This is a genomic window from Pseudomonas sp. LBUM1674, assembly GCF_059695635.1.
Genome location: NZ_CP166779.1, coordinates 6,164,819 through 6,185,906 on the forward strand (window position 1 = coordinate 6,164,819; position 21,088 = coordinate 6,185,906).

Below are 21,088 nucleotides of genomic sequence, written 5' to 3' on the forward strand. Positions count from 1 at the left end.
TCGTGGAGCTGATCGACAGCCACACTCATCTGGATTTCCCGGACTTCGACGAGGACCGTCAGGCGCTGCTGGCCGAGAGCCGCGCCCTCGGGGTGCGGCGGATGGTGGTGTTGGGGGTGTATCAGGGCAACTGGCAGCGGGTCTGGGATCTGGTGCAAAGCGATCCCGACCTGCATGCGGCGTTCGGTTTGCACCCGGTGTATCTGGATGATCACCGTCCTGAAGACCTGGCCGAACTTGGCGACTGGTTGACCCGGCTGGCCGGTCATCGGCAGGTGTGCGCGGTGGGCGAGATCGGCCTGGATTACCTCATCGAGACCCTCGATCGCGAACGTCAGCAGGTGCTGTTCGAGGCGCAGCTTGGGCTGGGGAAGGACTTCAATCTGCCAGCGCTGATCCATGTCCGGCGCAGCCACGCGGCGGTGATTGCCACGCTCAAACGGTTCAAGTTGAAACGCGCAGGGATCATCCACGCCTTCGCTGGCAGCACGGAAGAAGCCCGCGAGTACATCAAGCTTGGTTTCAAACTCGGTCTCGGTGGCGCCGCGACCTGGCCACAGGCGCTGCGTATGCACCGTGTCCTCGCCGAACTGCCGCTGGATTCGGTGGTACTGGAAACCGACTCACCGGACATGGCGCCCGCCATGTTTCCCGGTCAACGCAACAGCCCGGCGCATTTGCCGGCGATTTGCGCGGCATTGGCGGGGATTATGGCGGTCAGTCCTGAGCGGTTGGCCGCCGTCAGCACCGCCAATGCCTGTGAAGTGTTCAACTGGTAGCCCATTGATGCACACAATCCCTATGGGAGCGGGCTTGCCCGCGATAGCGGTGTATCAGGCAATTTCAGTGTCGAATGTTAAACCGCAATCGCGGGCAAGCCCGCTCCCACATGGGTCCCGAGGTGGTTTCAAACCCGAAACGCGCTGATCAGCTGTTTGAGTTCCACCACCTGAGCCGACAACGCACGACTGGCATGCTCGGTCCGGTGCGCACCTTCGGCGGTCCGCTCGCCGGCACGGTTGATCTCGACGATGTTCTGGTCGATGTCGTGAGCCACGGCGGTTTGCTGCTCCACCGCGGCAGCGATCTGCTGGTTCTGGTCAACGATCATGCCGACGGCACCGAGAATATTTTCCAGCGCCTGCTGGACCTTTTCCGACTGCCCCACGGTGCCGCTGGCCATCTGATGGCTGGCGCCCATGGCCTTCACCGCAGCGCTGACACCGCTGTGCAGCCGGGCGATCATCTGCTCGATTTCTTCGGTTGATTGCTGGGTGCGCTTGGCCAGGGTCCGGACCTCATCCGCCACCACCGCAAAACCCCGGCCCTGCTCACCGGCCCGAGCGGCCTCAATGGCGGCGTTGAGGGCCAGCAGATTCGTTTGCTCGGCGATGCTTTTGATCACTTCCAGTACGCGGCTGATGGACTGGCTGTCGCTGGCCAGTTGATTGATCACCCGCACCGACTGATCGATCTCGTTGGCCAGTGCAGCGATGCTGCCCTGTTGGGACTCCACGAGCCCGCGACCGCTGATGGTCTCGTCGTTGACGCTGTGGGCGCTGCTGACCGCCGCAGCGGCACTGCGCGCCACCTCCAGAGAGGTAGCCGACATCTGGTTCATGGCCGTGGCGACCTGCTCGATCTGCGAACGCTGCCCTGCCACTGCCTGGCTACTCTGGGTGGAGACGTTTTCGACTTGCCCGGCCTGGCGCTCGACCTCGCCGACGGTCTGCCCCACCCGCTCGATCAAGTCATGGATTTTCTTCACGGTGCCGTTGAACACCTCGCCCAACTCGCCCAGTTCATCGCGACTGTTGGCATTGAAGGTCACCGTCATATCGCCGGCCGCCACCTTGTCCATCATCGCGCCAAGGCGTTTGAGCGTGGTGCGGGTCGAAGCGTAGAAGCCGCCGTAGAGGTAAAAAATCAGTACGAACACCACCGACAACGCCACGGCCTGCAACACCATGTGAGTGCGGTTCTGATCCAGCCGCTGCTGCAACTGAGTGCCAAGAAACTTCAGGGTGGCTTCGTTGAGTTGGTAGGTCTGGTCCATCAGGCTCGTGACCTGATCGTAAAAGGCCTGCCAGGGCGCATCGAGGGTATCGGCCATTACCACCTGTTCTTCGAACAGCTCACTGGCCTTTTTCAGCGACGCCTTACTGCTCTCCGCCTGGGTAGCCAGGGTTTCCCGTGCCGCTGCGCTGGAGCCCAGCGCATCCTGCAACTTCAGACCGTACTCGGCCTGCAGCTTTTCGATCTGTGCCAGCAGCTCATCGAAACGCGTGCTTGACGATGAATTGAGAAAGCCCTGCCCTAAGGAATAAGCACCCATTGCCCGTCCGTCACCCAGGGTCTGGGTGACGACTGGCGTGACGGTGGTGATGAGCTCGCTCAGTTGACGCATGTCGCTTTGGTTGTCGCGGCTGAGCCCGGCCTGACTGGCGATGATCTGGCTGAAAATCTGCGCATTGCCCAGCAACTTGCCAATCAGCGCACTTTTGCTTTGCAGGGAGGTTTCCGTTTGCTGGGCCTTGAACGCCGCAATCATTTCATCGCGCTTGGCGTCGAATACGGCGATTTGCTCCGGTTCGGTGGCCATAGCCGCCAACCCTTGCAAACGCGCGAGGACGCTTTGCTCAAGGGCATTGATTTTGCCTTCGACATTGCTGGCCTTGCCGGACTGACCGAGGGTGACGTTGATCTGCACCAGGTTGTTCAGGGTTTCCAGATCGCGCCGCAACGTGAGGCTGCTACCCAACAGGTCGAGACTTTGCAGTTCGACCCGGGTGCCCTGGAATTCGCGATAGGAATCGCTTACCAGATAGAAGTTCGTCACCAGTATCGGCACGAGGAACAGCACACTGATCAGACTGAACTTCATACCGAAACTCAGGCGGTTCATCAGCGCGACGGCGGGATAGAGCAAGCTCTTCACTGGAAGTCTCCCTTGGATTTCTTATTTTTATCGGCAGGCGCGGGGCGAGAGCAGATAGCCACTATTCAGCGCTATCTCTGTATAACTTAAATCGGCGGGAGGTTTTGTAACTTAAGGTTAACGGCAAAAGATCGTACGAACGCGGCCCGAACCTGCGGCAGCTCCTACGGATTCATCCGATCCTGTGGGAGATGCCGCGGGCTGCGATCTTTTGATCTTTATGCAGAAATCAGTGCAACACGGTCCACAACGCAAACCCCGCATACCAGAGCACCGCCGCGCGCAGCAGCAGTTCCCAGATCCGGTCGAGGCTGTTGATGCCATCCGGTCCGACCACCGGTGCCGGAATTTCACCCGCCACCAGTCCGACCTTCTCGATCAATCGGGCGGCGCTGATGTTCCAGTTCAGCAGCTCGTGCAACATCACCCGGCCGACCGCGACAAAGTTGCCGACCAAGGCAAAACTCGCCGCCAGCAACCGCACCGGCACCCAATCGAACGCGTGACGCAGTTGTGCCGCGCGCTCGACCACAGCCGGGTTCTGCCCGTGTTCTTCGGCCAGCGCCAGCAGTCGATAGCTCAACGCGGCGACCGGCCCCAGCAGGAAATACCAGAAAATCACCGCAAAGAAGCTCTGGTACGCCTCCCACAACAGGTGCCCCTGGACCCGCTCCAGCAGCTGGTCAGCGCTGTCGGCGCAGATACCCAGGTCACGTTCCGCCACGTGGGCGGCGGCCTGCAGGTCTTCCCGACGCCAGGCATCGCGAAACGGACCGAGGCCGGCCAGCAGATCGCCGCGACCCAGGCTGTAGATCACTACCAGCAAATGCACTGGCAACACCAGCAGACCGTAAGCCACCGGCTCCAGCACCAGCAACAGCAAGCCCAGCAGCGCCACGGGCAACAACACCAGCACCACCAGGATCAGCCATGGCCGATTGACCAGGCGCGCGCTGGCCTCAAGCTTGTGCAGTTCGCGCACCCAGCCGCCGTCACGCTGGACCCGATGGCGCAGGGCCGAGAATTTCTCTATCCAGACCGCCAACAGCAACACCAGAAAACTCATTGTTGTTCCTCTTTTTCCAGAGCGGCGCGATAGCGTGCCCAGTCGAACGCTGGCCCCGGATCGGTTTTGCGGCCAGGGGCGATGTCGCTATGCCCGCAGATGCGCTGCGCGGTGATGGCTGGGAAGGTGCTTTGCAGCTGCCGGGTCAGGGCCATCAACGCTGCATATTGCGCATCGGTGAACGGCAGATCATCCGTGCCTTCGAGCTCGATGCCCACGGAAAAATCGTTACAGGTTTCCCGACCTTCAAAACTCGAGACGCCGGCGTGCCAGGCGCGCTCAAGACACGAGACAAACTGAGTGACAGTGCCGTCACGTTCGATCAAGAAGTGCGCCGACACGCGCAGGTCGGCGATCCCTGCAAAGTAGGGATGCTCGGTGACATCCAGACGATTCTGGAAAAATTCCTGCACCTTGCCGGTGGCGAACTGTGCTGGCGGCAGGCTGATGTTGTGGATCACCAGCAGGGAAATTTCGCCCGGGGGGCGCGCATTGAAGTTGGGCGAGGGGCATAAACGCACACCCTGGCACCAACCGCTCGCGGGGTCCAACTGCATACAGATTCCTTCAACGACGACTGTGTTGGCGCCCAGTATGCCGCGATAGACCCTCCGGGCGCGATCACTAGCCGCGATTGAGCCGTTGCAGGGTTGGGTTGCTCCCCGCCATGGCCCTATAATCGAACCACTTTGTTTGTGGAGTCCGTTATGCCGAATCTACGTCTCGCCGATCTGACCGCCGAAATCGAAGCCAATGTGCGCCGTGCGTTGCGCGAAGACATCGGCAGCGGCGACATCACCGCACAGCTGATCCCGGCCGAACGTCTGGCCAAAGCCACCATCATCACTCGCGACGCCGCCGTCATCGCCGGCACCGCGTGGGTCGATGCGGTTTTCCGGCAACTGGACCCGCGGGTTGCCGTGCATTGGCAAGTGCGCGATGGCGAACGGGTGAAGCCCAATCAGGCGCTGTTCCACCTCGAAGGCCCGGCTCGCTCGCTGCTGACCGGCGAACGCTGCGCGTTGAACTTCATGCAATTGCTGTCGGGGGTGGCCACGCGTGCGCAGGATCTGGCGGATTTCGTTGCCCAGACTCAGGTGAAACTGCTGGACACCCGCAAGACCCTGCCCGGGCTGCGTCTGGCCCAGAAGTACGCCGTGACCTGCGGCGGTTGCCACAATCACCGCATTGGTCTGTATGACGCCTTCCTGATCAAGGAAAACCATATCGCCGCCTGCGGTGGTATTCCGGAGGCCATCAGCGCCGCGCACAAGATTGCCCCGGGCAAACCGGTGGAGATCGAAGTGGAAAGCCTGGATGAGCTCAAAGAAGCGCTGGCGGCCGGTGCCGACATCATCATGCTCGATGAGTTGAGCCTGGATGACATGCGCGAAGCGGTGCGCCTGAACGGCGGCAAGGCAAAGCTGGAGGCCAGCGGCGGTATCAACGAAAGCACGCTGCTGCCGATTGCGCAGACCGGGGTGGATTACATTTCGATCGGCGCGATGACCAAGGATGTGAAGGCTGTCGATCTGTCGATGCGGCTCAGTCTCTGAGGAGCGACTTCAAGCGGCAAGCGGCAAGCTTCAAGCAATTCTGCTTTGGCTTGTAGCTTGCCGCTTGAAGCTTGAAGCTGCTCTCAAACCACCAGATTATTCATCTCGCAGTACTCTTCCCACTCGACGCCCAACACCTCGGCCGCCTCCTTGTGCAGCACCAAGCGCGCAGCCTCGAACTCTTCCGGGCTTGAGGTGTACTTGAGCGTCAGCTCCCAAGGCTGCAAGCCCTGGGATTCCGCTTCATCCTCGAACGCCCACTGGATCTGGTCTTTCTGATCATCGGCTGGCAAGTCCTTGATCTCTTCAGCGAGCTGGGGGGATTCCAGCAAGTACTTTTTCAGCGCTTCTTCGTGACGGGCTTCTTGAGTCAATTCTTTAACGGTCATGGCGTTCTCTCTGATCTGGGGGAATGGAAGATGGATCTGGATCATCAAGGATCTCTCTGACGCAAAAAAACCGAACAAACCCGGTTTATCTGGCCTTCAGAACCATTCGGGATCATCTGAAAACAAAGTATCGCTGGTGCCCGAGACAGGAATCGAACCTGCGACCTTCGCGTTACGAGTGCGCTGCTCTACCGGCTGAGCTACACGGGCGGTGGGCTAAACCTAGCACTGACCATGGAGTCAGGCAACTGACTGCGCCACAAAGATCAAAAGATCGCAGGCTGCGATCTTTTGATCTTCCTGCACACAAAAAAATGCCCCACCGTTTTCACGGCGAGGCATTTCCTAAAACGCTGAAGCGGTCAGGCGTGGGGTGTGATTAAACGCCCGAAGCCTTGGCCGCTGCTACGTCTTTGATGGACAGCTTGATACGGCCGCGGTTGTCCACGTCCAGTACCAGTACTTCCACTTCCTGGCCTTCTTTCAGGATGTCGGTCACTTTCTCAACGCGAGCGTCGCTCAGCATCGAGATGTGAACCAGACCGTCCTTGCCAGGCAGGATGTTGACGAATGCGCCGAAGTCGACGATGCGCTCAACCTTACCAACGTAGATCTTGCCGATTTCAGCTTCAGCGGTGATACCCAGAACGCGCTGACGGGCAGCTTCAGCCGCTTCCTTGGTTTCGCCGAAGATCTTGATCGAGCCGTCGTCTTCGATGTCGATCGAAGCCTTGGTCTCTTCACAGATCGCACGAATGGTCGCGCCGCCTTTACCGATGACATCACGGATTTTGTCGGTGTCGATTTTCATCGCGATCATGGTCGGAGCGTTTTCCGACAGTTCGGTACGCGACTGGCCAATGATCTGGTTCATCTGACCGAGGATGTTCAGGCGCGCTTCCAGGGCTTGGCCCAGAGCGATTTCCATGATTTCTTCGGTGATGCCTTTGATCTTGATGTCCATCTGCAGCGCGGTAACACCTTTGGCGGTACCGGCTACTTTGAAGTCCATGTCGCCCAGGTGGTCTTCGTCACCCAGGATGTCGGTCAGGATGGCGAACTTCTCGCCTTCTTTAACCAGGCCCATGGCGATACCGGCAACCGGTGCCTTCATCGGAACGCCGGCATCCATCAGGGCCAGGGAAGCGCCGCAGACCGAAGCCATGGAGCTCGAACCGTTGGACTCGGTGATTTCCGACACCACACGGATGGTGTACGGGAACACGTCGGCGGCAGGCAGCATGGCTGCAATCGAACGACGGGCCAGACGGCCGTGACCGATTTCGCGACGACCAGCGCCACCCATGCGACCACACTCACCTACCGAGAACGGAGGGAAGTTGTAGTGCAGCATGAACGGGTCTTTTTTCTCGCCTTCCAGGGTGTCCAGCAGTTGTGCGTCACGGGCGGTGCCCAGTGTTGCAACAACCAGAGCCTGGGTTTCGCCACGGGTGAACAGTGCCGAACCGTGGGTCTTTGGCAGAACACCGACTTCGATGTTCAGAGGACGTACGGTCTTGGTGTCGCGACCGTCAATACGTGGCTTGCCGTTTACGATGTTTTCGCGAACGGTGCGGTATTCGATTTCGCCGAAAGCCGCTTTGACTTCGCTGGAAGAAGGCTGGCCTTCTTCACCGGACAGCTTGGCAACCACCTGGTCCTTCAGCTCACCCAGGCGAGCGTAACGGTCGGCCTTGATGGTGATGGTGTAAGCCTGGGAGATCGCGTCGCCGAACTCGGCACGGATAGCGCCCAGCAGAGCGGTGGCTTCTGGTTGTGGAGCCCAGGCCCAGGTTGGCTTGGCAGCTTCGGCAGCCAGTTCTTTAACGGCGTTGATCACAACCTGGAACTCGTCGTGAGCAAACAGTACCGCGCCCAGCATCTGGTCTTCGGTCAGCTCTTTGGCTTCCGATTCAACCATCAACACGGCTTCCGAAGTACCGGCAACGACCATGTCCAGGCTCGAAGCTTTCTGTTGTTCGTAAGTCGGGTTCAGTAGGTAGCCGGTGCTTTCGTGGAACGCAACGCGGGCAGCGCCGATCGGGCCATCGAAAGGAATGCCGGAGATCGCCAGGGCAGCCGAGGTACCGATCATCGCAGCGATGTCCGGATCGGTCTTCTTGCTGGTGGACACGACGGTGCAGACAACCTGCACTTCGTTCATGAAGCCTTCAGGGAACAGCGGACGGATCGGACGGTCGATCAGTCGGGAAGTCAGGGTTTCTTTCTCGGAAGGACGGCCTTCACGCTTGAAGAAACCGCCAGGGATCTTACCGGCAGCGTAAGTTTTTTCCTGGTAGTGAACGGACAGAGGGAAGAAGCCCTTGCCTGGATCGGCTTGCTTGGCGCCGACCACAGTCACTAATACGCTGACGTCATCGTCAACGGTGACCAATACTGCGCCGGAGGCCTGACGGGCGATACGGCCAGTCTCGAGGGTAACGGTCGACTGACCGAACTGGAATTTTTTGATTACCGGGTTCACGGTGTCCTACCTTCTTTTGTGGCTCTTGGGGAACTTGTCTTCTTGCGAAATTCTTGGGCAACGCCGGGAATCGGCCCGACTTTCATTGTCCAGGTGCTGCCTTTCAGGTAAAGCAGGTGTCCAGATAAAACTTGAGGCTGGGAGCCTGCCATGCGCCAGCGGGAAACCCGCTGACGTACGACAGACAACCAACCTCTAGCGCAATCGCTTATTAGCGACGCAGACCCAGGCGACCGATCAGAGCCTGGTAACGGCCCAGATCCTTGCCTTTCAGGTAGTCCAGCAGCTTACGGCGCTGGTTTACCATGCGGATCAGACCACGACGGGAGTGGTGATCTTTACCGTTGGCCTTGAAGTGACCTTGCAGTTTGTTGATGTTGTGGGTCAGCAGTGCAACTTGCACTTCTGGCGAACCAGTGTCACCAACAGCTTGCTGGTAGTCAGCTACGATTTGAGCTTTTTCTTGAACGTCGAGAGCCATGAGGCAATCCTTTTATCAGGAAACTGTTTCAAAGAAACAGCTTCAACAGGCCAGGGACAAATCCCTGTATCTAAAAATGAGTAGTGACCATGCCTGCTAACAGCCACCCTCGTCCCAGTTTGTGCAAAAGCTGCTGCGCTCGGTAATCCTGCGTCAAAAACCGGCTCGGAATGCTCATTGACAGCAGTCAACTCCGCTTCCTCGCCTGTTTTTTCCTTGTCTTCCCTTCGCTCGCTACGCTTTTACATCAAACTGGTTCCGGTCATTCTGACCGAATCAATCGACGCGGCGCGATGCGTCCGTCTTCGCTCACTTCACCGATACCGATGAAGCGACCGTTGTGATCCTGTACCCGTACCATGCCGAACTTCGGTGCATCCGGGGCTCGTACCGGCTGGCCGTTAAGCCAGTAGAACGAGCTGTGCTCCGAGAACTGCAACAGTGGCCAATCGAGCAGGCCGCTGTCCGATGGCATCAGGAAGCGATCGACCGCTTCGTTGCCGCCTTCGGCATGTACCGCTTCCAACTCTTCCAGGGTGACCGTCTGGGCCAGCGTGAAAGGCCCGGCCTGGGTACGTCGCAGTTCAGCAACGTAAGCGCCACAACCGAGTTGTTCACCGATATCCTCCACCAGGGTGCGGATATAGGTGCCTTTGCTGCAATCCACCGCAAGCCGCGCAGTATCACCTTCAAAAGCCAGCAATTCCAAGCGCGCAATAGTAACAGAACGCGGTTCGCGCTCCACTACTTCGCCTGCACGGGCCAGCTTGTACAGTGGCTGGCCATCACGCTTGAGCGCCGAGTACATCGGCGGTATCTGACTGATTTGCCCACGAAAATTGGGCAGCACCGCTTCGACATCGGCGCGACCAACGGTCACCGGCCGCTCCAGCAAAACTTCACCTTCGGCATCGGCCGTGGTGGTGGTCTTGCCCAGTTGCGCCAGGGTTTCATAGGCTTTGTCGGAATCGAGCAGGTATTGCGAGAACTTGGTGGCCTCGCCGAAGCACAACGGCAACACGCCGGTGGCCAGCGGATCGAGACTGCCGGTGTGCCCGGCCTTCTCGGCGTTCAGCAGCCAGCGAACCTTCTGCAACGCGGCGTTGGAGGTAAACCCCAGCGGTTTATCGAGCAGAATGATGCCACTGACGTTACGACGGATGCGTTTGACCTGAGCCACCGATTACTCCTTGGCGTCTTCGGGTTCAGCCGCTACCGGGCGCTGACTGTCTTCAGCCACCGCACGCTCGATCAGAGCCGACAGGTGCGCGCCACGCACGACGCTTTCGTCGTAGTGGAAGTGCAACTGCGGAACGCTGCGCAACTTCATTTCGCGGGCCAACTGCATACGCAGGAAACCGGCGGCGGAGTTGAGCACCTTGATGCTTTGCGCGATGTCTTCGGCGTTGTCCTGGCCCATCACGGTGATGAAGATCTTGGCGTGACCGACGTCACGGCTGACTTCAACAGCGGTAATGGTGACCAGGCCGACGCGCGGGTCTTTGACTTCACGACGGATCAGCTGTGCCAGCTCACGCTGCATCTGATCGCCGATACGTTGGGTACGGCTGTATTCTTTTGCCATGTCTTGTTACCTGTTACTGCCTCACGGTGAAACCCGTGGGGTCTGAAAGCGGCAAACGCCCGGCCTGACAAAAGCCAGACCGGGCGTTGCGTTTAGAGTCCTGACGCTGTGCCGCGCATCTGCATGCGGCGGCTCATCGTGGCCCTTGAAGTGCGCGAGTCAGAGGCTGCGAGCAACCTGAACCTTCTCGTAAACTTCGATCTTGTCGCCAGGCTTGACGTCGTTGTAGCTCTTGACGCCAATACCGCATTCCATGCCGGCACGTACTTCGGAAGCGTCATCCTTGAAGCGGCGCAGGGATTCCAGCTCGCCTTCGAAGATAACGATGTCTTCACGCAGTACACGGATTGGACGGTTACGGTGAACAACACCTTCGATAACCATGCAACCGGCGATCGCGCCAAACTTCGGCGAACGGAACACGTCACGCACTTCAGCGATACCCAGGATGTTCTCGCGAACATCGCTGCCCAACATACCGGTGAGGGCTTTCTTGACGTCTTCGATGATGTCGTAGATCACGTTGTAGTAACGCATATCCAGGCCTTCCTGCTCGACGATCTTGCGAGCGCCAGCATCGGCACGCACGTTGAAGCCGAACAGTACAGCGTTGGAGGCCAGTGCCAGGTTGGCGTCGGATTCGGTGATACCACCGACACCGCCACCGACAACACGCACTTGCACTTCGTCGTTACCCAGGCCGTTCAAGGCGCCGTTCAACGCTTCCAGCGAACCACGGACGTCAGATTTGAGGACGATGTTAAGCGTCTTCTTCTCTGCCTGGCCCATGTTCTCGAAGATGTTTTCCAGCTTGCCGGCGTGAGCACGGGCCAGTTTGACTTCGCGGAACTTGCCTTGACGGAACAGAGCCACTTCACGGGCTTTCTTCTCGTCCGACAGCACGCTCATCTCGTCGCCAGCGTCCGGAGTACCGTCCAGGCCGAGGATCTCGACAGGGATGGAAGGACCGGCTTCTTTGATTGGCTTGCCGTTCTCGTCGAGCATGGCACGTACACGGCCGTAGTTCGAACCGACCAGGACCATGTCGCCTTGGCGCAGGGTACCGTCTTGAACCAGAACGGTAGCAACCGGGCCACGGCCCTTGTCGAGACGCGATTCAACTACAACGCCACGGCCAGGAGCGGAAGGCGTGGCCTTCAATTCCAGAACTTCGGCTTGCAGCAGAACAGCTTCGAGCAACTCGTCCACGCCAGTACCGACTTTCGCCGAAACCGATACGAACGGGGTGTCGCCGCCCCACTCTTCCGAGGTCACGCCGTGAACCGACAGTTCGCTACGGATGCGATCGAGATCGGCGCCCGGCTTGTCGATTTTGTTCACGGCTACTACCAGAGGAACACCGGCAGCCTTGGCGTGCTGGACAGCTTCAATGGTCTGCGGCATTACGCCGTCGTCCGCTGCAACTACCAGGATCACGATGTCGGTCGCCTTGGCACCACGGGCACGCATTGCGGTAAACGCGGCGTGACCCGGGGTGTCGAGGAAGGTGACCATGCCGCGCTCGGTTTCAACGTGGTACGCACCGATGTGCTGGGTGATACCGCCGGCTTCGCCAGCAGCTACCTTGGCACGACGGATGTAGTCGAGCAGCGAAGTCTTACCATGGTCAACGTGGCCCATTACGGTCACAACTGGCGCACGGGAGAACGTCTCACCTTCAAACTTCAAGGACTCAGCCAGGGAATCTTCCAGGGCGGTGTCGCTGACCAGGGTCACTTTGTGGCCCAGTTCTTCGGCTACCAGCTGAGCAGTTTCCTGATCAAGCACCTGGTTGATGGTCGCTGGAGTACCCAGTTTGAACATGAACTTGATGATTTCAGCAGCCTTGACCGACATCTGCTGGGCGAGATCGCCAACAGTGATGGTCTCGCCGATCTGCACATCACGCACGACAGGGCCGGTTGGGCTCTGGAAACCGTGGGCGTTGCGTTTTTTCAGCTTGGCCTTGCCGCGACCACCACGACGGAAGCCATCGCTTTCTTCGTCGGTAGTACGTGGGGCAACGCGTGGAGCAGGCGCTTTCTCTTTGACCGAGGCACGATGCGGAGCGTTTTTACGCTCGCCGTCGCCACCACCGCTGCGACGATTGTTATCGTCGGCACGTGGTTTATCCGGACGGCGCTGTTCGTTCTGCTTGTTGCGAACGTCAGCAGACGGTGCTGGAGCAGCGGCTACAACCGGTGCGCTTTCGCGTACTGGCTCGGCAACTGCAGCAGGCGCTGCAACGGCGTCGTTAGTAGCGGTTTGCGCAGCAGCAGGCTGGCGACGCGCTTCTTCTTCGGCGCGACGCTTGGCTTCTTCTTCAGCCTTCTGACGTGCAGCATTGTCTACTGCGCGACGTTCTTCCAGTTCGCGTTTGCGCTCGGCTTCGATTTCTTCCGGGCTGCGCTGTACGAAGACTTTCTTCTTGCGTACTTCAACGCTGATGCTTTTGCTGCCAGCAACACGCAGGGTGCTGGTGGTTTTGCGCTGCAATGTAATCTTGCGCGGTTCTTCCACTTTCGCCTTGTGGCTGCTCTTCAAGTGAGTCAGCAGAGACTGCTTCTCACTATCGCTCACACCTTCATCGGCGGCGGTGTGCGGCAGACCTGCCTCACGCATCTGCTGCAACAGGCGCTCTACCGGTGTTTTGACCTCATCGGCCAGTTGTTTCACCGTGACTTGCGTCATGCACTTCTCTCCTCAGGCCGCGCCTAATTACTCGAACCAGTGGGCTCGGGCGGCCATGATCAACTTGCCGGCACGATCATCGTCAATGCCGTCGATGTCGAGCAGATCGTCAATAGACTGCTCGGCCAGGTCTTCGCGGGTAATTACGCCGCGCACCGCCAGTTCCATCGCCAAATCCTTGTCCATACCCTCAAGCGAGAGCAGGTCTTCGGCCGGATGGGCGTCTGCCAGCTTTTCCTCAGTAGCGATGGCTTTGGTCAACAAACGATCCTTGGCGCGAGCGCGAAGCTCGTTGACGGTTTCTTCGTCAAAGCCGTCGATGTTGAGCATTTCTTCCAACGGTACGTAGGCAATCTCTTCCAGGCTGGTGAAGCCTTCATCTACCAGCACCTGTGCCAGGTCTTCGTCGACTTCCAGCTCGTCGATGAAGTTGCGCAGGATGTCGCCGGTTTCTGCTTGCTGCTTAGCCTGGATGTCCGATTCGGTCATCACGTTCAGGGTCCAGCCAGTCAACTGGCTGGCCAGACGCACGTTCTGACCTCCGCGACCGATGGCCTGAGCCAGATTGTCTGCGCCAACGGCGATGTCCATTGCATGGGCATCTTCGTCAACGATAATTGCCGCCACTTCAGCCGGCGACATTGCATTGATCACGAACTGAGCCGGGTTATCGTCCCACAGGACGATGTCCACACGCTCACCGCCCAACTCACCCGACACTGCCTGGACGCGCGAACCGCGCATACCGATGCAAGCGCCTTGCGGGTCAATGCGTTTGTCCTTGGAGCGGACCGCGATCTTGGCACGCGAACCCGGGTCACGGGATGCCGCCATGACTTCGATCAGGCCTTCAGCGATTTCCGGCACTTCGATGCGGAACAACTCAATCAGCATTTCCGGCGCGGTACGCGACAGGATCAGCTGCGGGCCGCGGTTCTCGGTGCGGATTTCCTTGAGCAGCGCACGCAGACGCACGCCAACCCGGAAGGTTTCGCGAGAGATGATGTCTTCACGAGCCAGCAACGCTTCGGCGTTGTTGCCCAGGTCGACGATCACGTTGTCGCGGGTCACTTTCTTCACGGTGCCGGAGATGATTTCCCCCAGGCGCTCGCGATAGGCATCAACGACTTGAGCACGCTCGGCTTCGCGAACTTTCTGCACGATGACTTGCTTGGCAGTCTGTGCAGCGATGCGGCCGAACTCGATGGACTCGATCTTTTCTTCGACGACGTCACCGACCTGAGCACCAGGATGCGTTTCTGCAACTTTGCTCGGCCAGGTTTCGATGGCCGGATCATCCAGGTCTGCTTCTTCGACGACCGTCCAGCGACGGAAGGTCTCGTAAGCGCCGGTGTGGCGATTGATTTCCACACGCAGATCGACTTCGTCCTCGAAACGTTTTTTGGTAGCAGTGGCCAGAGCCAGCTCCAGCGCTTCAAAAATTACGTTTGCCGGTACGCCCTTTTCATTGGATACCGACTCAACAACCAGCAGTACTTCTTTGCTCATCGTACGCCTCGCCTTTCGCAAGCCATTGGATCCGCGGGATCCGCGTCTCAGTCAAAACTGGGAATAATGTTGGCCTTGTCGATCATATCGATCGGCAACAGGAACTCATGGTCTTCAACCTGCACCACGACGTCCTGCTCTTCTACACCGCGCAGAAGGCCCTGAAAGTTGCGTCGCCCTTCAAAAGGCGAGCGCAGCTTGATCTTCACTTGTTCACCGGCAAATTTTGCAAACTGCTCAATAGTGAACAGCGGGCGTTCCATGCCAGGCGAGGAAACTTCGAGGGTGTATTCAACGGCGATTGGATCTTCAACGTCCAGGACACCACTGATCTGACGGCTGACAATGGCGCAATCGTCCACCAGCACACCGCCCTCTTTATCGATATAAACGCGCAACATTGAGTGGCGACCTTGAGCCGAAAACTCAATACCCCAGCATTCATAGCCTAGGGCCACGACCACCGGGGCCAGCAAGGCCTGCAACTCTTCTAGCTTGCTCGACACTGAACCCCCTCGTGCATGTATGTGCATGCTGTGCAAAATAAAAAAATGGGCGAAACGCCCATCCTTGAAACGCCGTCGAACAGCGGCGTTGAAAGTGTCCAGCTAACAAAAAGCCCCTTAAAAGGGGCTCCTGAAACTGGTTGCGGGGGCCGGATTTGAACCGACGACCTTCGGGTTATGAGCCCGACGAGCTACCAGACTGCTCCACCCCGCGACAAAGCTGGGGCGGAAGTATACGACCGATCCCTTGCAGGGTCAATGTAACCTTCCACCTACAAGAAAGCCCGCAACAGCGGGCTCTCCTGATAATTGGTACCGAGAAGGGGACTCGAACCCCTACACCCTATGGGCACAACCACCTCAAGGTTGCGTGTCTACCAATTCCACCACCTCGGCAATACTGCGTTTGAAACCCTTCTTACTTTTGCTCTTGAGCTGGAGGCACGTCAGTCGCTGGAGTAGCCGACTTTTGCTCTTGAAGCACCGGGACATCATCAGAAGCCGGTTGTTGCTTTGGAACTTCCAACACCGCTGGATTTGGCAAACCTACTTGAGTCAGCTGGTGAGCTTTCTCTTTAGCAAAGTAACCTAACCCTAAGCTGGTTATGAAGAAACCTGCGGCAAGTATAGCAGTAAACTTACTAAGAAAGGTAGAGGAACCTTGGCTTCCGAACACAGTATTTGAAGCACCTGCTCCGAAAGACGCGCCAGCATCCGCACCTTTACCCTGCTGTAGCAAAACCAGAGCAACTACGCCCAATGCACCCAGCAGATGAAAAACGACTACGACTGTTTCCAGCATTTTTTCAGTTTCCCGCGGCGCGACAGATCGCACCGAACTCATCTGCATTCAGGGACGCTCCACCAATGAGCCCCCCATCGATATCCGGCATGCCGAACAGTTCGACCGCATTGGCCGCCTTCACGCTGCCGCCGTATAGAAGCCGCACACCTTGTGCGACCTCAGAATTCTCTGCCGCCAACTGGGCGCGAATGGCTGCGTGCACATCCTGCGCCTGTTGCGGCGAAGCAGTCAGCCCGGTGCCAATGGCCCAGACCGGCTCGTAAGCGATGACTGCCTTGGCAAAGACACCGACACCCAGCTCCTCAATGATACTGCCCAGCTGACGCCCGACAACCTCAAGAGTTTTCCCGGCTTCGCGCTGCTCAAGGGTTTCCCCTATGCACAACACCGGAATCAAGCCACATGCCTGTGCCGCTGCGAACTTGCGGATCAGCATACCGTCCTGCTCGCCCATTATCTGGCGGCGCTCGGAGTGCCCGACAAGCACCAGGGAACAACCTGCATCCACCAACTGACTCGGCGCAACTTCACCGGTCAATGCGCCTTGCATGGATTCCACCGCAGAGTTCTGCGCGCCGATCGAAATCGACTGGCCTTTCAAGCCATCAATCACTTGATTGATATGCAGGCAAGGCGGGAATACCGCAACGTCAACATCGCTCGGCAAGTCCAGACGGCGGAGGCCGTCAATCAGCTCAGCGACGCTGGTGCGGGTACCGTGCATCTTCCAGTTACCAGCTACCATAGGGCGACGCATGCTGTACCTCGTCGGTCAAAGTGGGCGCAGATGTTACCCAACACAATCATGGCTGGCAAGCCGAATTCAAGCAGAAACTTCAGTAACCAGGTTTGCCAGCTCTTCGGCGTGGCCGCGAACCTGAGTTTCGTCTTCGCCTTCGACCATTACCCGCACCAACGGCTCCGTCCCGGACTTGCGCAACAGCACACGCCCACGCCCGGCCATGGCCTGGGTAACGCGCTCGCTGGCCGCCTTGACCGCCGGATGATCGAGGGGGCTTGCACCACCGCCGAAACGCACGTTGATCAGCACCTGAGGGCACTTGCGCAACGCCTGACGCGATTGCGCCAGCCCTTCGGTGCGCCTCTTCAGCGACATCAGTACCTGCAAGGCGGCAATGATCGCGTCACCGGTGGTGGTGTGACTGAAGCAGACAATGTGCCCCGAGTTTTCACCACCTACCAGCCAATCGCGTTCCTGCAACTCGGAGATGACATAACGGTCGCCGACATTGGCCCGCACAAAGGGGATGCCCAGGTCCGCCAGGGCCAGTTCCAGCCCCAGGTTACTCATCAGCGTACCGACCACACCGCCGTGCAATTTGCCGCGCTCATGCAGATCGCGAGCAATGATGAACAGCAATTCGTCACCGTCGACGACAGCACCGGTGTGATCAACCATCTGCACCCGGTCACCATCACCATCAAAGGCGATACCCAAATCGGCATGCTCCGCCAATACGGCAGCCTGCAGCGGCTCCATATGGGTCGAACCGCAATTTTCATTGATGTTCAGGCCATTGGGATGAGCAGAAAGCACAACGACCTCGGCGCCCAGCTCACGGAACACGCTCGGCGCCACCTTGTAGGTCGCACCGTGAGCGCAGTCGAGCACAATCTTCAGGCCGGCGAAGCTGGTGCCGGTCGGGACGCTGCTCTTGCAGAATTCGATGTAGCGGCCCGATGCATCATTGATGCGCGAGACCTTGCCGATCTTGCTCGACTCGACCACGGTCATCGGGGTGTCGAGCAACTCTTCGATCATATGTTCGACTTCATCCGGCAGCTTGGTGCCCTTGCCGGAGAAAAACTTGATGCCGTTGTCGTCGTGGGGGTTGTGCGAGGCACTGATCACGATGCCTGCTTCGGCATGAAAGGTGCGCGTCAGATAGGCGATGGCCGGCGTCGGCATCGGACCCAGGAGCATGACGTCGGCACCTGCCGACGTGAGTCCAGCCTCAAGCGCCGATTCGAACATGTAGCCGGAGATCCGGGTGTCCTTGCCCACCAGCACCTTGCAGGCGCCCATTTTCCGGAACGCCATGCCCGCAGCCCAACCGAGCTTGAGCATGAAATCAGGGGTAATAGGGTATTCGCCAACCCGACCACGAATGCCGTCGGTGCCAAAGTATTTCTTAGTCATAAGCGCTCCATCATTCCTTATTCGGCTGATTCCACTGCGGCGATCATCCGCACGACATCGACTGTTTCGGCCACATCATGGACGCGCAATATACGCGCTCCCTTGAATGAGGCTAGCGCCGCGAGCGCGAGACCGCCATGCAGGCGTTCTCCGACCGGGCGATTCAAGGCCTGACCTATCATGCTTTTTCGCGAAACCCCGACCAACAGGGGCCGCCCCAAGGCATGCAGGGCTTCCATATGCTTGAACAAGCTTAGATTGTGTTGCAGGTTTTTGGCGAAGCCGAAGCCCGGATCAAGAATGATCCGCTCGGCGGGTATCCCTGCCGATGCGCATTGCGCCATGCGCCCGGCCAGAAACTCACCCACTTCCCGGGTCACGTCCTGATACTGCGGATTGTCCTGCATGTCGCCCGGCTCACCGAGCATATGCATCAGGCAGACCGGCAAGCCGGTAGCAGCGGCCGCATCCAGCGCGCCATCGCGTTGCAGCGAGCGCACGTCATTGATCAACCCGGCCCCAAGCCGTGCGGTTTCGCGCATGACGGACGGGGTCGAGGTATCAACCGAGATGATCACATCCAGTTCACGATGAATTCGCTCGACGATGGGCGCTACACGCTCGAGCTCCTCCAGCGGTGAAACCGCACGTGCACCCGGCCGGGTCGATTCGCCACCGACATCGATCAGCGTCGCGCCGGCCGCCACCATGGCTTCGGCGTGCCGCATGGCCGCATCGAGCTGGCTGTATTGGCCACCATCGGAAAAGGAGTCGGGAGTGACATTAAGAATGCCCATGACATGCGTCAGGGCCAAATCAAGAACCCGGTTGCCGCAAGGCAACCGGGTCGAGGACTGAACAGAAGTCATTTCAAACCTTAAACGTCAGCAGCCGGACCGCCGATAGGTGTTTCCGGACGCTCGCCCTGCACCACCGGAGGCGTTCCGGAAGTACCGGTGCCGCCCGACCAGTCGCGAGGTTCGCGAGGCGTACGACCGGCCATGATGTCATCGATCTGATCGGCATCGATCGTTTCGTACTTCATCAAGGCATCGGCCATGGCGTCAAGCTTGTCACGGTTATCCGTGAGGATCTGCTTGGCGGTGCCGTAGCACTGGTCAATGATGCTGCGCACCTCGGAGTCGATCAGCTTCGCCGTCTCGCCGGAGAAGCTTGCGCCTTGACCGCCGCCACCGCGACCGAGGAACACTTCATTCTCTTCTTCGGCGTACATCAACGGACCAAGTTTTTCCGACAGGCCCCACTTGGTCACCATGTTCCGTGCAATCTGGCTGGCACGCATGATGTCGTTGGATGCACCGGTAGTGACTCCATCGAAGCCAAGGGTCATTTCTTCAGCGATACGGCCGCCGTACAGCGAGCAGATCTGGCTGATCAACGCACGCTTGGACAGGCTGTAGCGATCTTCTTCCGGCAGGAACATGGTCACACCCAACGCACGACCGCGGGGAATGATCGACACCTTGTAGACCGGGTCATGCTCAGGCACGACGCGACCGACAATGGCGTGACCGGCTTCGTGATAAGCGGTGTTCTGTTTCTCTTTCTCGGACATGACCATGGATTTGCGCTCGGCACCCATCATGATCTTGTCTTTGGCCAGCTCAAACTCTTTCATTTCGACGACGCGCTTGCCGGTACGAGCAGCAAACAACGACGCTTCGTTCACCAGGTTGGCCAAATCGGCACCGGAGAAACCAGGGGTACCACGGGCGATCACGGCCGGAGCGACGTCGTCACCCATTGGCACTTTGCGCATGTGGACCTTGAGAATCTGCTCACGGCCACGGATGTCCGGCAGACCGACCACGACCTGACGGTCGAAACGGCCTGGACGCAGCAGCGCCGGGTCCAGTACGTCCGGACGGTTGGTGGCGGCAATGACGATGATGCCGTCATTCATTTCGAAGCCGTCCATCTCTACCAGCAACTGGTTGAGCGTCTGTTCGCGCTCGTCGTGACCGCCGCCCATGCCGGCGCCACGGTGGCGACCGACGGCGTCGATTTCATCGATGAAGATGATGCATGGCGCGTGCTTCTTGGCCTGCTCGAACATGTCGCGAACACGGCTGGCACCGACACCGACGAACATTTCGACGAAATCGGAACCGGAAATGGTGAAGAACGGCACTTTGGCTTCGCCGGCAATCGCCTTGGCGATCAAGGTTTTACCGGTACCCGGAGGACCGACCATCAGCACACCGCGAGGAATCCGACCGCCCAGGCGCTGGAACTTGCCCGGATCACGCAGGAACTCGACCAGCTCACCAACTTCTTCCTTGGCTTCGTCGCAGCCGGCAACGTCAGCCAGGGTGGTTTTCACCTGGTCTTCGGAGAGCAGGCGCGCCTTGCTCTTGCCAAAGCTCATCGGCCCGCCCTTGCCACCGGCACCGCCCTGCATCTGCCGCATGAAGAACATGAACACGGCGATGATCACCAGGATCGGGAAGCTCGCGACCAGGAGCTGAGTCCAGATGCTTTGCTGTTCAGGCTGCTTGCCTTCGACTACGACGTGGTTGTCCACGAGGTCGCCGATCAGACCGTTATCCTGGATTGCCGGACGGATGGTCTTGAAGCTGTCACCATCGTTGCGCTTGCCGGTAATCACATAGCCGTCGACGGCTACGCGCTCGACCTTGCCATCCTTGACCTGCTGGATGAAGTCGGAATAGTTGAGGGTCTGCGGCTCGTTAGGGCTGGAGAAGTTGTTCATCACCGTCACCAGGACAGCCGCGATGATCAACCACAGGATCAGATTCTTTGCCATATCGTTCAATTAACTACCCTCTGAAGCTAGCGCCGCTGATGGCGCGCGCTTCGCATGATATTCACCGGCCTAACTTACTACATTACCTACAACTCTGGCAGGCGCCGTCTGTAACCCTTTGTGAAACA

General features: G+C 58.7%; 18 protein-coding genes, 3 tRNA genes and 1 pseudogene. 2 read left to right on the forward strand and 20 right to left on the reverse strand.

Going from position 1 to position 21,088, the window contains the following annotated elements:
• Positions 1-2: 2 nt before the first annotated feature.
• On the forward strand, positions 3-779 hold the full coding sequence (locus tag ACA067_RS28275; RefSeq protein WP_497459484.1) for a TatD family hydrolase: 777 nt from the start codon (positions 3-5) through the stop codon (positions 777-779).
• Between the two features lie 128 nt (positions 780-907).
• Here ACA067_RS28275 and ACA067_RS28280 read toward each other — a convergent pair whose 3' ends face one another.
• The 4 genes and pseudogenes from ACA067_RS28280 to ampD all read right to left on the reverse strand — a co-directional run bounded on the left by ACA067_RS28280 (position 908) and on the right by ampD (position 4,561).
• Complete coding sequence (locus tag ACA067_RS28280) at positions 908-1,837, reverse strand: methyl-accepting chemotaxis protein (protein WP_497462859.1); 930 nt, start codon at positions 1,835-1,837, stop codon at positions 908-910.
• Positions 1,814-2,905: pseudogene (locus tag ACA067_RS28285) on the reverse strand (methyl-accepting chemotaxis protein); the annotation flags it as partial. The pseudogene ACA067_RS28285 and the gene ACA067_RS28280, both read right to left, overlap by 24 nt.
• A 262-nt stretch (positions 2,906-3,167) precedes the next feature.
• A complete protein-coding gene (ampE, locus tag ACA067_RS28290) occupies positions 3,168-4,004 on the reverse strand; it encodes a regulatory signaling modulator protein AmpE (RefSeq protein WP_497459485.1) in 837 nt (278 codons plus the stop codon).
• Entirely contained in the window at positions 4,001-4,561 is a 561-nt protein-coding gene (gene ampD / locus ACA067_RS28295; RefSeq protein ID WP_497459486.1) for a 1,6-anhydro-N-acetylmuramyl-L-alanine amidase AmpD, read from the reverse strand. Before ampD ends, ampE begins: the two co-directional genes overlap by 4 nt.
• A 150-nt stretch (positions 4,562-4,711) precedes the next feature.
• Between ampD and nadC the strand changes: the two genes are divergently transcribed.
• Positions 4,712-5,560 (forward strand): carboxylating nicotinate-nucleotide diphosphorylase, encoded by an 849-nt coding sequence (gene nadC, locus ACA067_RS28300; protein ID WP_497459487.1) that lies wholly within the window; start codon positions 4,712-4,714, stop codon positions 5,558-5,560.
• A gap of 83 nt (positions 5,561-5,643) precedes the next feature.
• On the opposite strand, the gene ACA067_RS28305 is transcribed toward nadC, so the two are convergent.
• From ACA067_RS28305 to ftsH, 16 genes are all read right to left on the reverse strand, one after another.
• Positions 5,644-5,949: a DUF6388 family protein gene (locus ACA067_RS28305; RefSeq protein WP_128871926.1), complete on the reverse strand. Its 306-nt coding sequence runs from the start codon at positions 5,947-5,949 to the stop codon at positions 5,644-5,646.
• A 134-nt stretch (positions 5,950-6,083) separates the two neighbouring features.
• A tRNA-Thr gene (locus tag ACA067_RS28310) sits at positions 6,084-6,159 on the reverse strand.
• A gap of 169 nt (positions 6,160-6,328) precedes the next feature.
• Positions 6,329-8,434 carry a polyribonucleotide nucleotidyltransferase gene (gene pnp / locus ACA067_RS28315; protein WP_201114931.1) on the reverse strand — a complete coding sequence of 702 codons (2,106 nt, stop codon included), beginning with the start codon at positions 8,432-8,434 and terminating at the stop codon, positions 6,329-6,331.
• 211 nt (positions 8,435-8,645) lie between these two features.
• Positions 8,646-8,915 (reverse strand): 30S ribosomal protein S15, encoded by a 270-nt coding sequence (rpsO, locus tag ACA067_RS28320; RefSeq protein ID WP_003176135.1) that lies wholly within the window; start codon positions 8,913-8,915, stop codon positions 8,646-8,648.
• Between the two features lie 262 nt (positions 8,916-9,177).
• Positions 9,178-10,095: a tRNA pseudouridine(55) synthase TruB gene (truB, locus tag ACA067_RS28325; RefSeq protein WP_150804693.1), complete on the reverse strand. Its 918-nt coding sequence runs from the start codon at positions 10,093-10,095 to the stop codon at positions 9,178-9,180.
• 3 nt (positions 10,096-10,098) lie between these two features.
• Complete coding sequence (gene rbfA / locus ACA067_RS28330) at positions 10,099-10,500, reverse strand: 30S ribosome-binding factor RbfA (RefSeq protein WP_045060039.1); 402 nt, start codon at positions 10,498-10,500, stop codon at positions 10,099-10,101.
• A gap of 159 nt (positions 10,501-10,659) precedes the next feature.
• Positions 10,660-13,191 carry a translation initiation factor IF-2 gene (infB, locus tag ACA067_RS28335; RefSeq protein WP_497459488.1) on the reverse strand — a complete coding sequence of 844 codons (2,532 nt, stop codon included), beginning with the start codon at positions 13,189-13,191 and terminating at the stop codon, positions 10,660-10,662.
• A 27-nt stretch (positions 13,192-13,218) separates the two neighbouring features.
• The gene (gene nusA / locus ACA067_RS28340) at positions 13,219-14,700 is read right to left on the reverse strand and encodes a transcription termination factor NusA (protein ID WP_008024459.1); all 1,482 of its coding nucleotides are present in this window, start codon (positions 14,698-14,700) and stop codon (positions 13,219-13,221) included.
• A 47-nt stretch (positions 14,701-14,747) separates the two neighbouring features.
• Positions 14,748-15,206 carry a ribosome maturation factor RimP gene (gene rimP / locus ACA067_RS28345; RefSeq protein WP_010463487.1) on the reverse strand — a complete coding sequence of 153 codons (459 nt, stop codon included), beginning with the start codon at positions 15,204-15,206 and terminating at the stop codon, positions 14,748-14,750.
• 137 nt (positions 15,207-15,343) lie between these two features.
• Positions 15,344-15,420: transfer RNA gene (locus ACA067_RS28350), tRNA-Met, on the reverse strand.
• Between the two features lie 96 nt (positions 15,421-15,516).
• A tRNA-Leu gene (locus ACA067_RS28355) sits at positions 15,517-15,602 on the reverse strand.
• Positions 15,603-15,624: 22 nt separating this feature from the next.
• The gene (gene secG, locus ACA067_RS28360) at positions 15,625-16,008 is read right to left on the reverse strand and encodes a preprotein translocase subunit SecG (RefSeq protein WP_017336473.1); all 384 of its coding nucleotides are present in this window, start codon (positions 16,006-16,008) and stop codon (positions 15,625-15,627) included.
• Positions 16,009-16,012: 4 nt separating this feature from the next.
• The gene (tpiA, locus tag ACA067_RS28365) at positions 16,013-16,768 is read right to left on the reverse strand and encodes a triose-phosphate isomerase (protein ID WP_497459489.1); all 756 of its coding nucleotides are present in this window, start codon (positions 16,766-16,768) and stop codon (positions 16,013-16,015) included.
• Between the two features lie 66 nt (positions 16,769-16,834).
• Positions 16,835-18,172 carry a phosphoglucosamine mutase gene (glmM, locus tag ACA067_RS28370; RefSeq protein WP_497459490.1) on the reverse strand — a complete coding sequence of 446 codons (1,338 nt, stop codon included), beginning with the start codon at positions 18,170-18,172 and terminating at the stop codon, positions 16,835-16,837.
• Positions 18,173-18,189: 17 nt separating this feature from the next.
• On the reverse strand, positions 18,190-19,041 hold the full coding sequence (gene folP / locus ACA067_RS28375) for a dihydropteroate synthase (protein ID WP_497459491.1): 852 nt from the start codon (positions 19,039-19,041) through the stop codon (positions 18,190-18,192).
• An 8-nt stretch (positions 19,042-19,049) separates the two neighbouring features.
• The gene (gene ftsH / locus ACA067_RS28380) at positions 19,050-20,960 is read right to left on the reverse strand and encodes an ATP-dependent zinc metalloprotease FtsH (RefSeq protein ID WP_497459492.1); all 1,911 of its coding nucleotides are present in this window, start codon (positions 20,958-20,960) and stop codon (positions 19,050-19,052) included.
• Positions 20,961-21,088: the final 128 nt, after the last annotated feature.

Bases quoted from the DNA above. Each gene is read 5' to 3' on its own strand.
- ACA067_RS28280 (WP_497462859.1), bottom strand. From the start codon at position 1,837: ATGACGGTGACCTTCAATGCCAACAGTCGCGATGAACTGGGCGAGTTG.
- ampE (WP_497459485.1), bottom strand. From the start codon at position 4,004: ATGAGTTTTCTGGTGTTGCTGTTGGCGGTCTGGATAGAGAAATTCTCG.
- ampD (WP_497459486.1), bottom strand. From the start codon at position 4,561: ATGCAGTTGGACCCCGCGAGCGGTTGGTGCCAGGGTGTGCGTTTATGC.
- nadC (WP_497459487.1), top strand. From the start codon at position 4,712: ATGCCGAATCTACGTCTCGCCGATCTGACCGCCGAAATCGAAGCCAAT.
- ACA067_RS28305 (WP_128871926.1), bottom strand. From the start codon at position 5,949: ATGACCGTTAAAGAATTGACTCAAGAAGCCCGTCACGAAGAAGCGCTG.
- rpsO (WP_003176135.1), bottom strand. From the start codon at position 8,915: ATGGCTCTCGACGTTCAAGAAAAAGCTCAAATCGTAGCTGACTACCAG.
- rbfA (WP_045060039.1), bottom strand. From the start codon at position 10,500: ATGGCAAAAGAATACAGCCGTACCCAACGTATCGGCGATCAGATGCAG.
- infB (WP_497459488.1), bottom strand. From the start codon at position 13,191: ATGACGCAAGTCACGGTGAAACAACTGGCCGATGAGGTCAAAACACCG.
- nusA (WP_008024459.1), bottom strand. From the start codon at position 14,700: ATGAGCAAAGAAGTACTGCTGGTTGTTGAGTCGGTATCCAATGAAAAG.
- secG (WP_017336473.1), bottom strand. From the start codon at position 16,008: ATGCTGGAAACAGTCGTAGTCGTTTTTCATCTGCTGGGTGCATTGGGC.
- tpiA (WP_497459489.1), bottom strand. From the start codon at position 16,768: ATGCGTCGCCCTATGGTAGCTGGTAACTGGAAGATGCACGGTACCCGC.
- glmM (WP_497459490.1), bottom strand. From the start codon at position 18,172: ATGACTAAGAAATACTTTGGCACCGACGGCATTCGTGGTCGGGTTGGC.
- folP (WP_497459491.1), bottom strand. From the start codon at position 19,041: ATGACTTCTGTTCAGTCCTCGACCCGGTTGCCTTGCGGCAACCGGGTT.
- ftsH (WP_497459492.1), bottom strand. From the start codon at position 20,960: ATGGCAAAGAATCTGATCCTGTGGTTGATCATCGCGGCTGTCCTGGTG.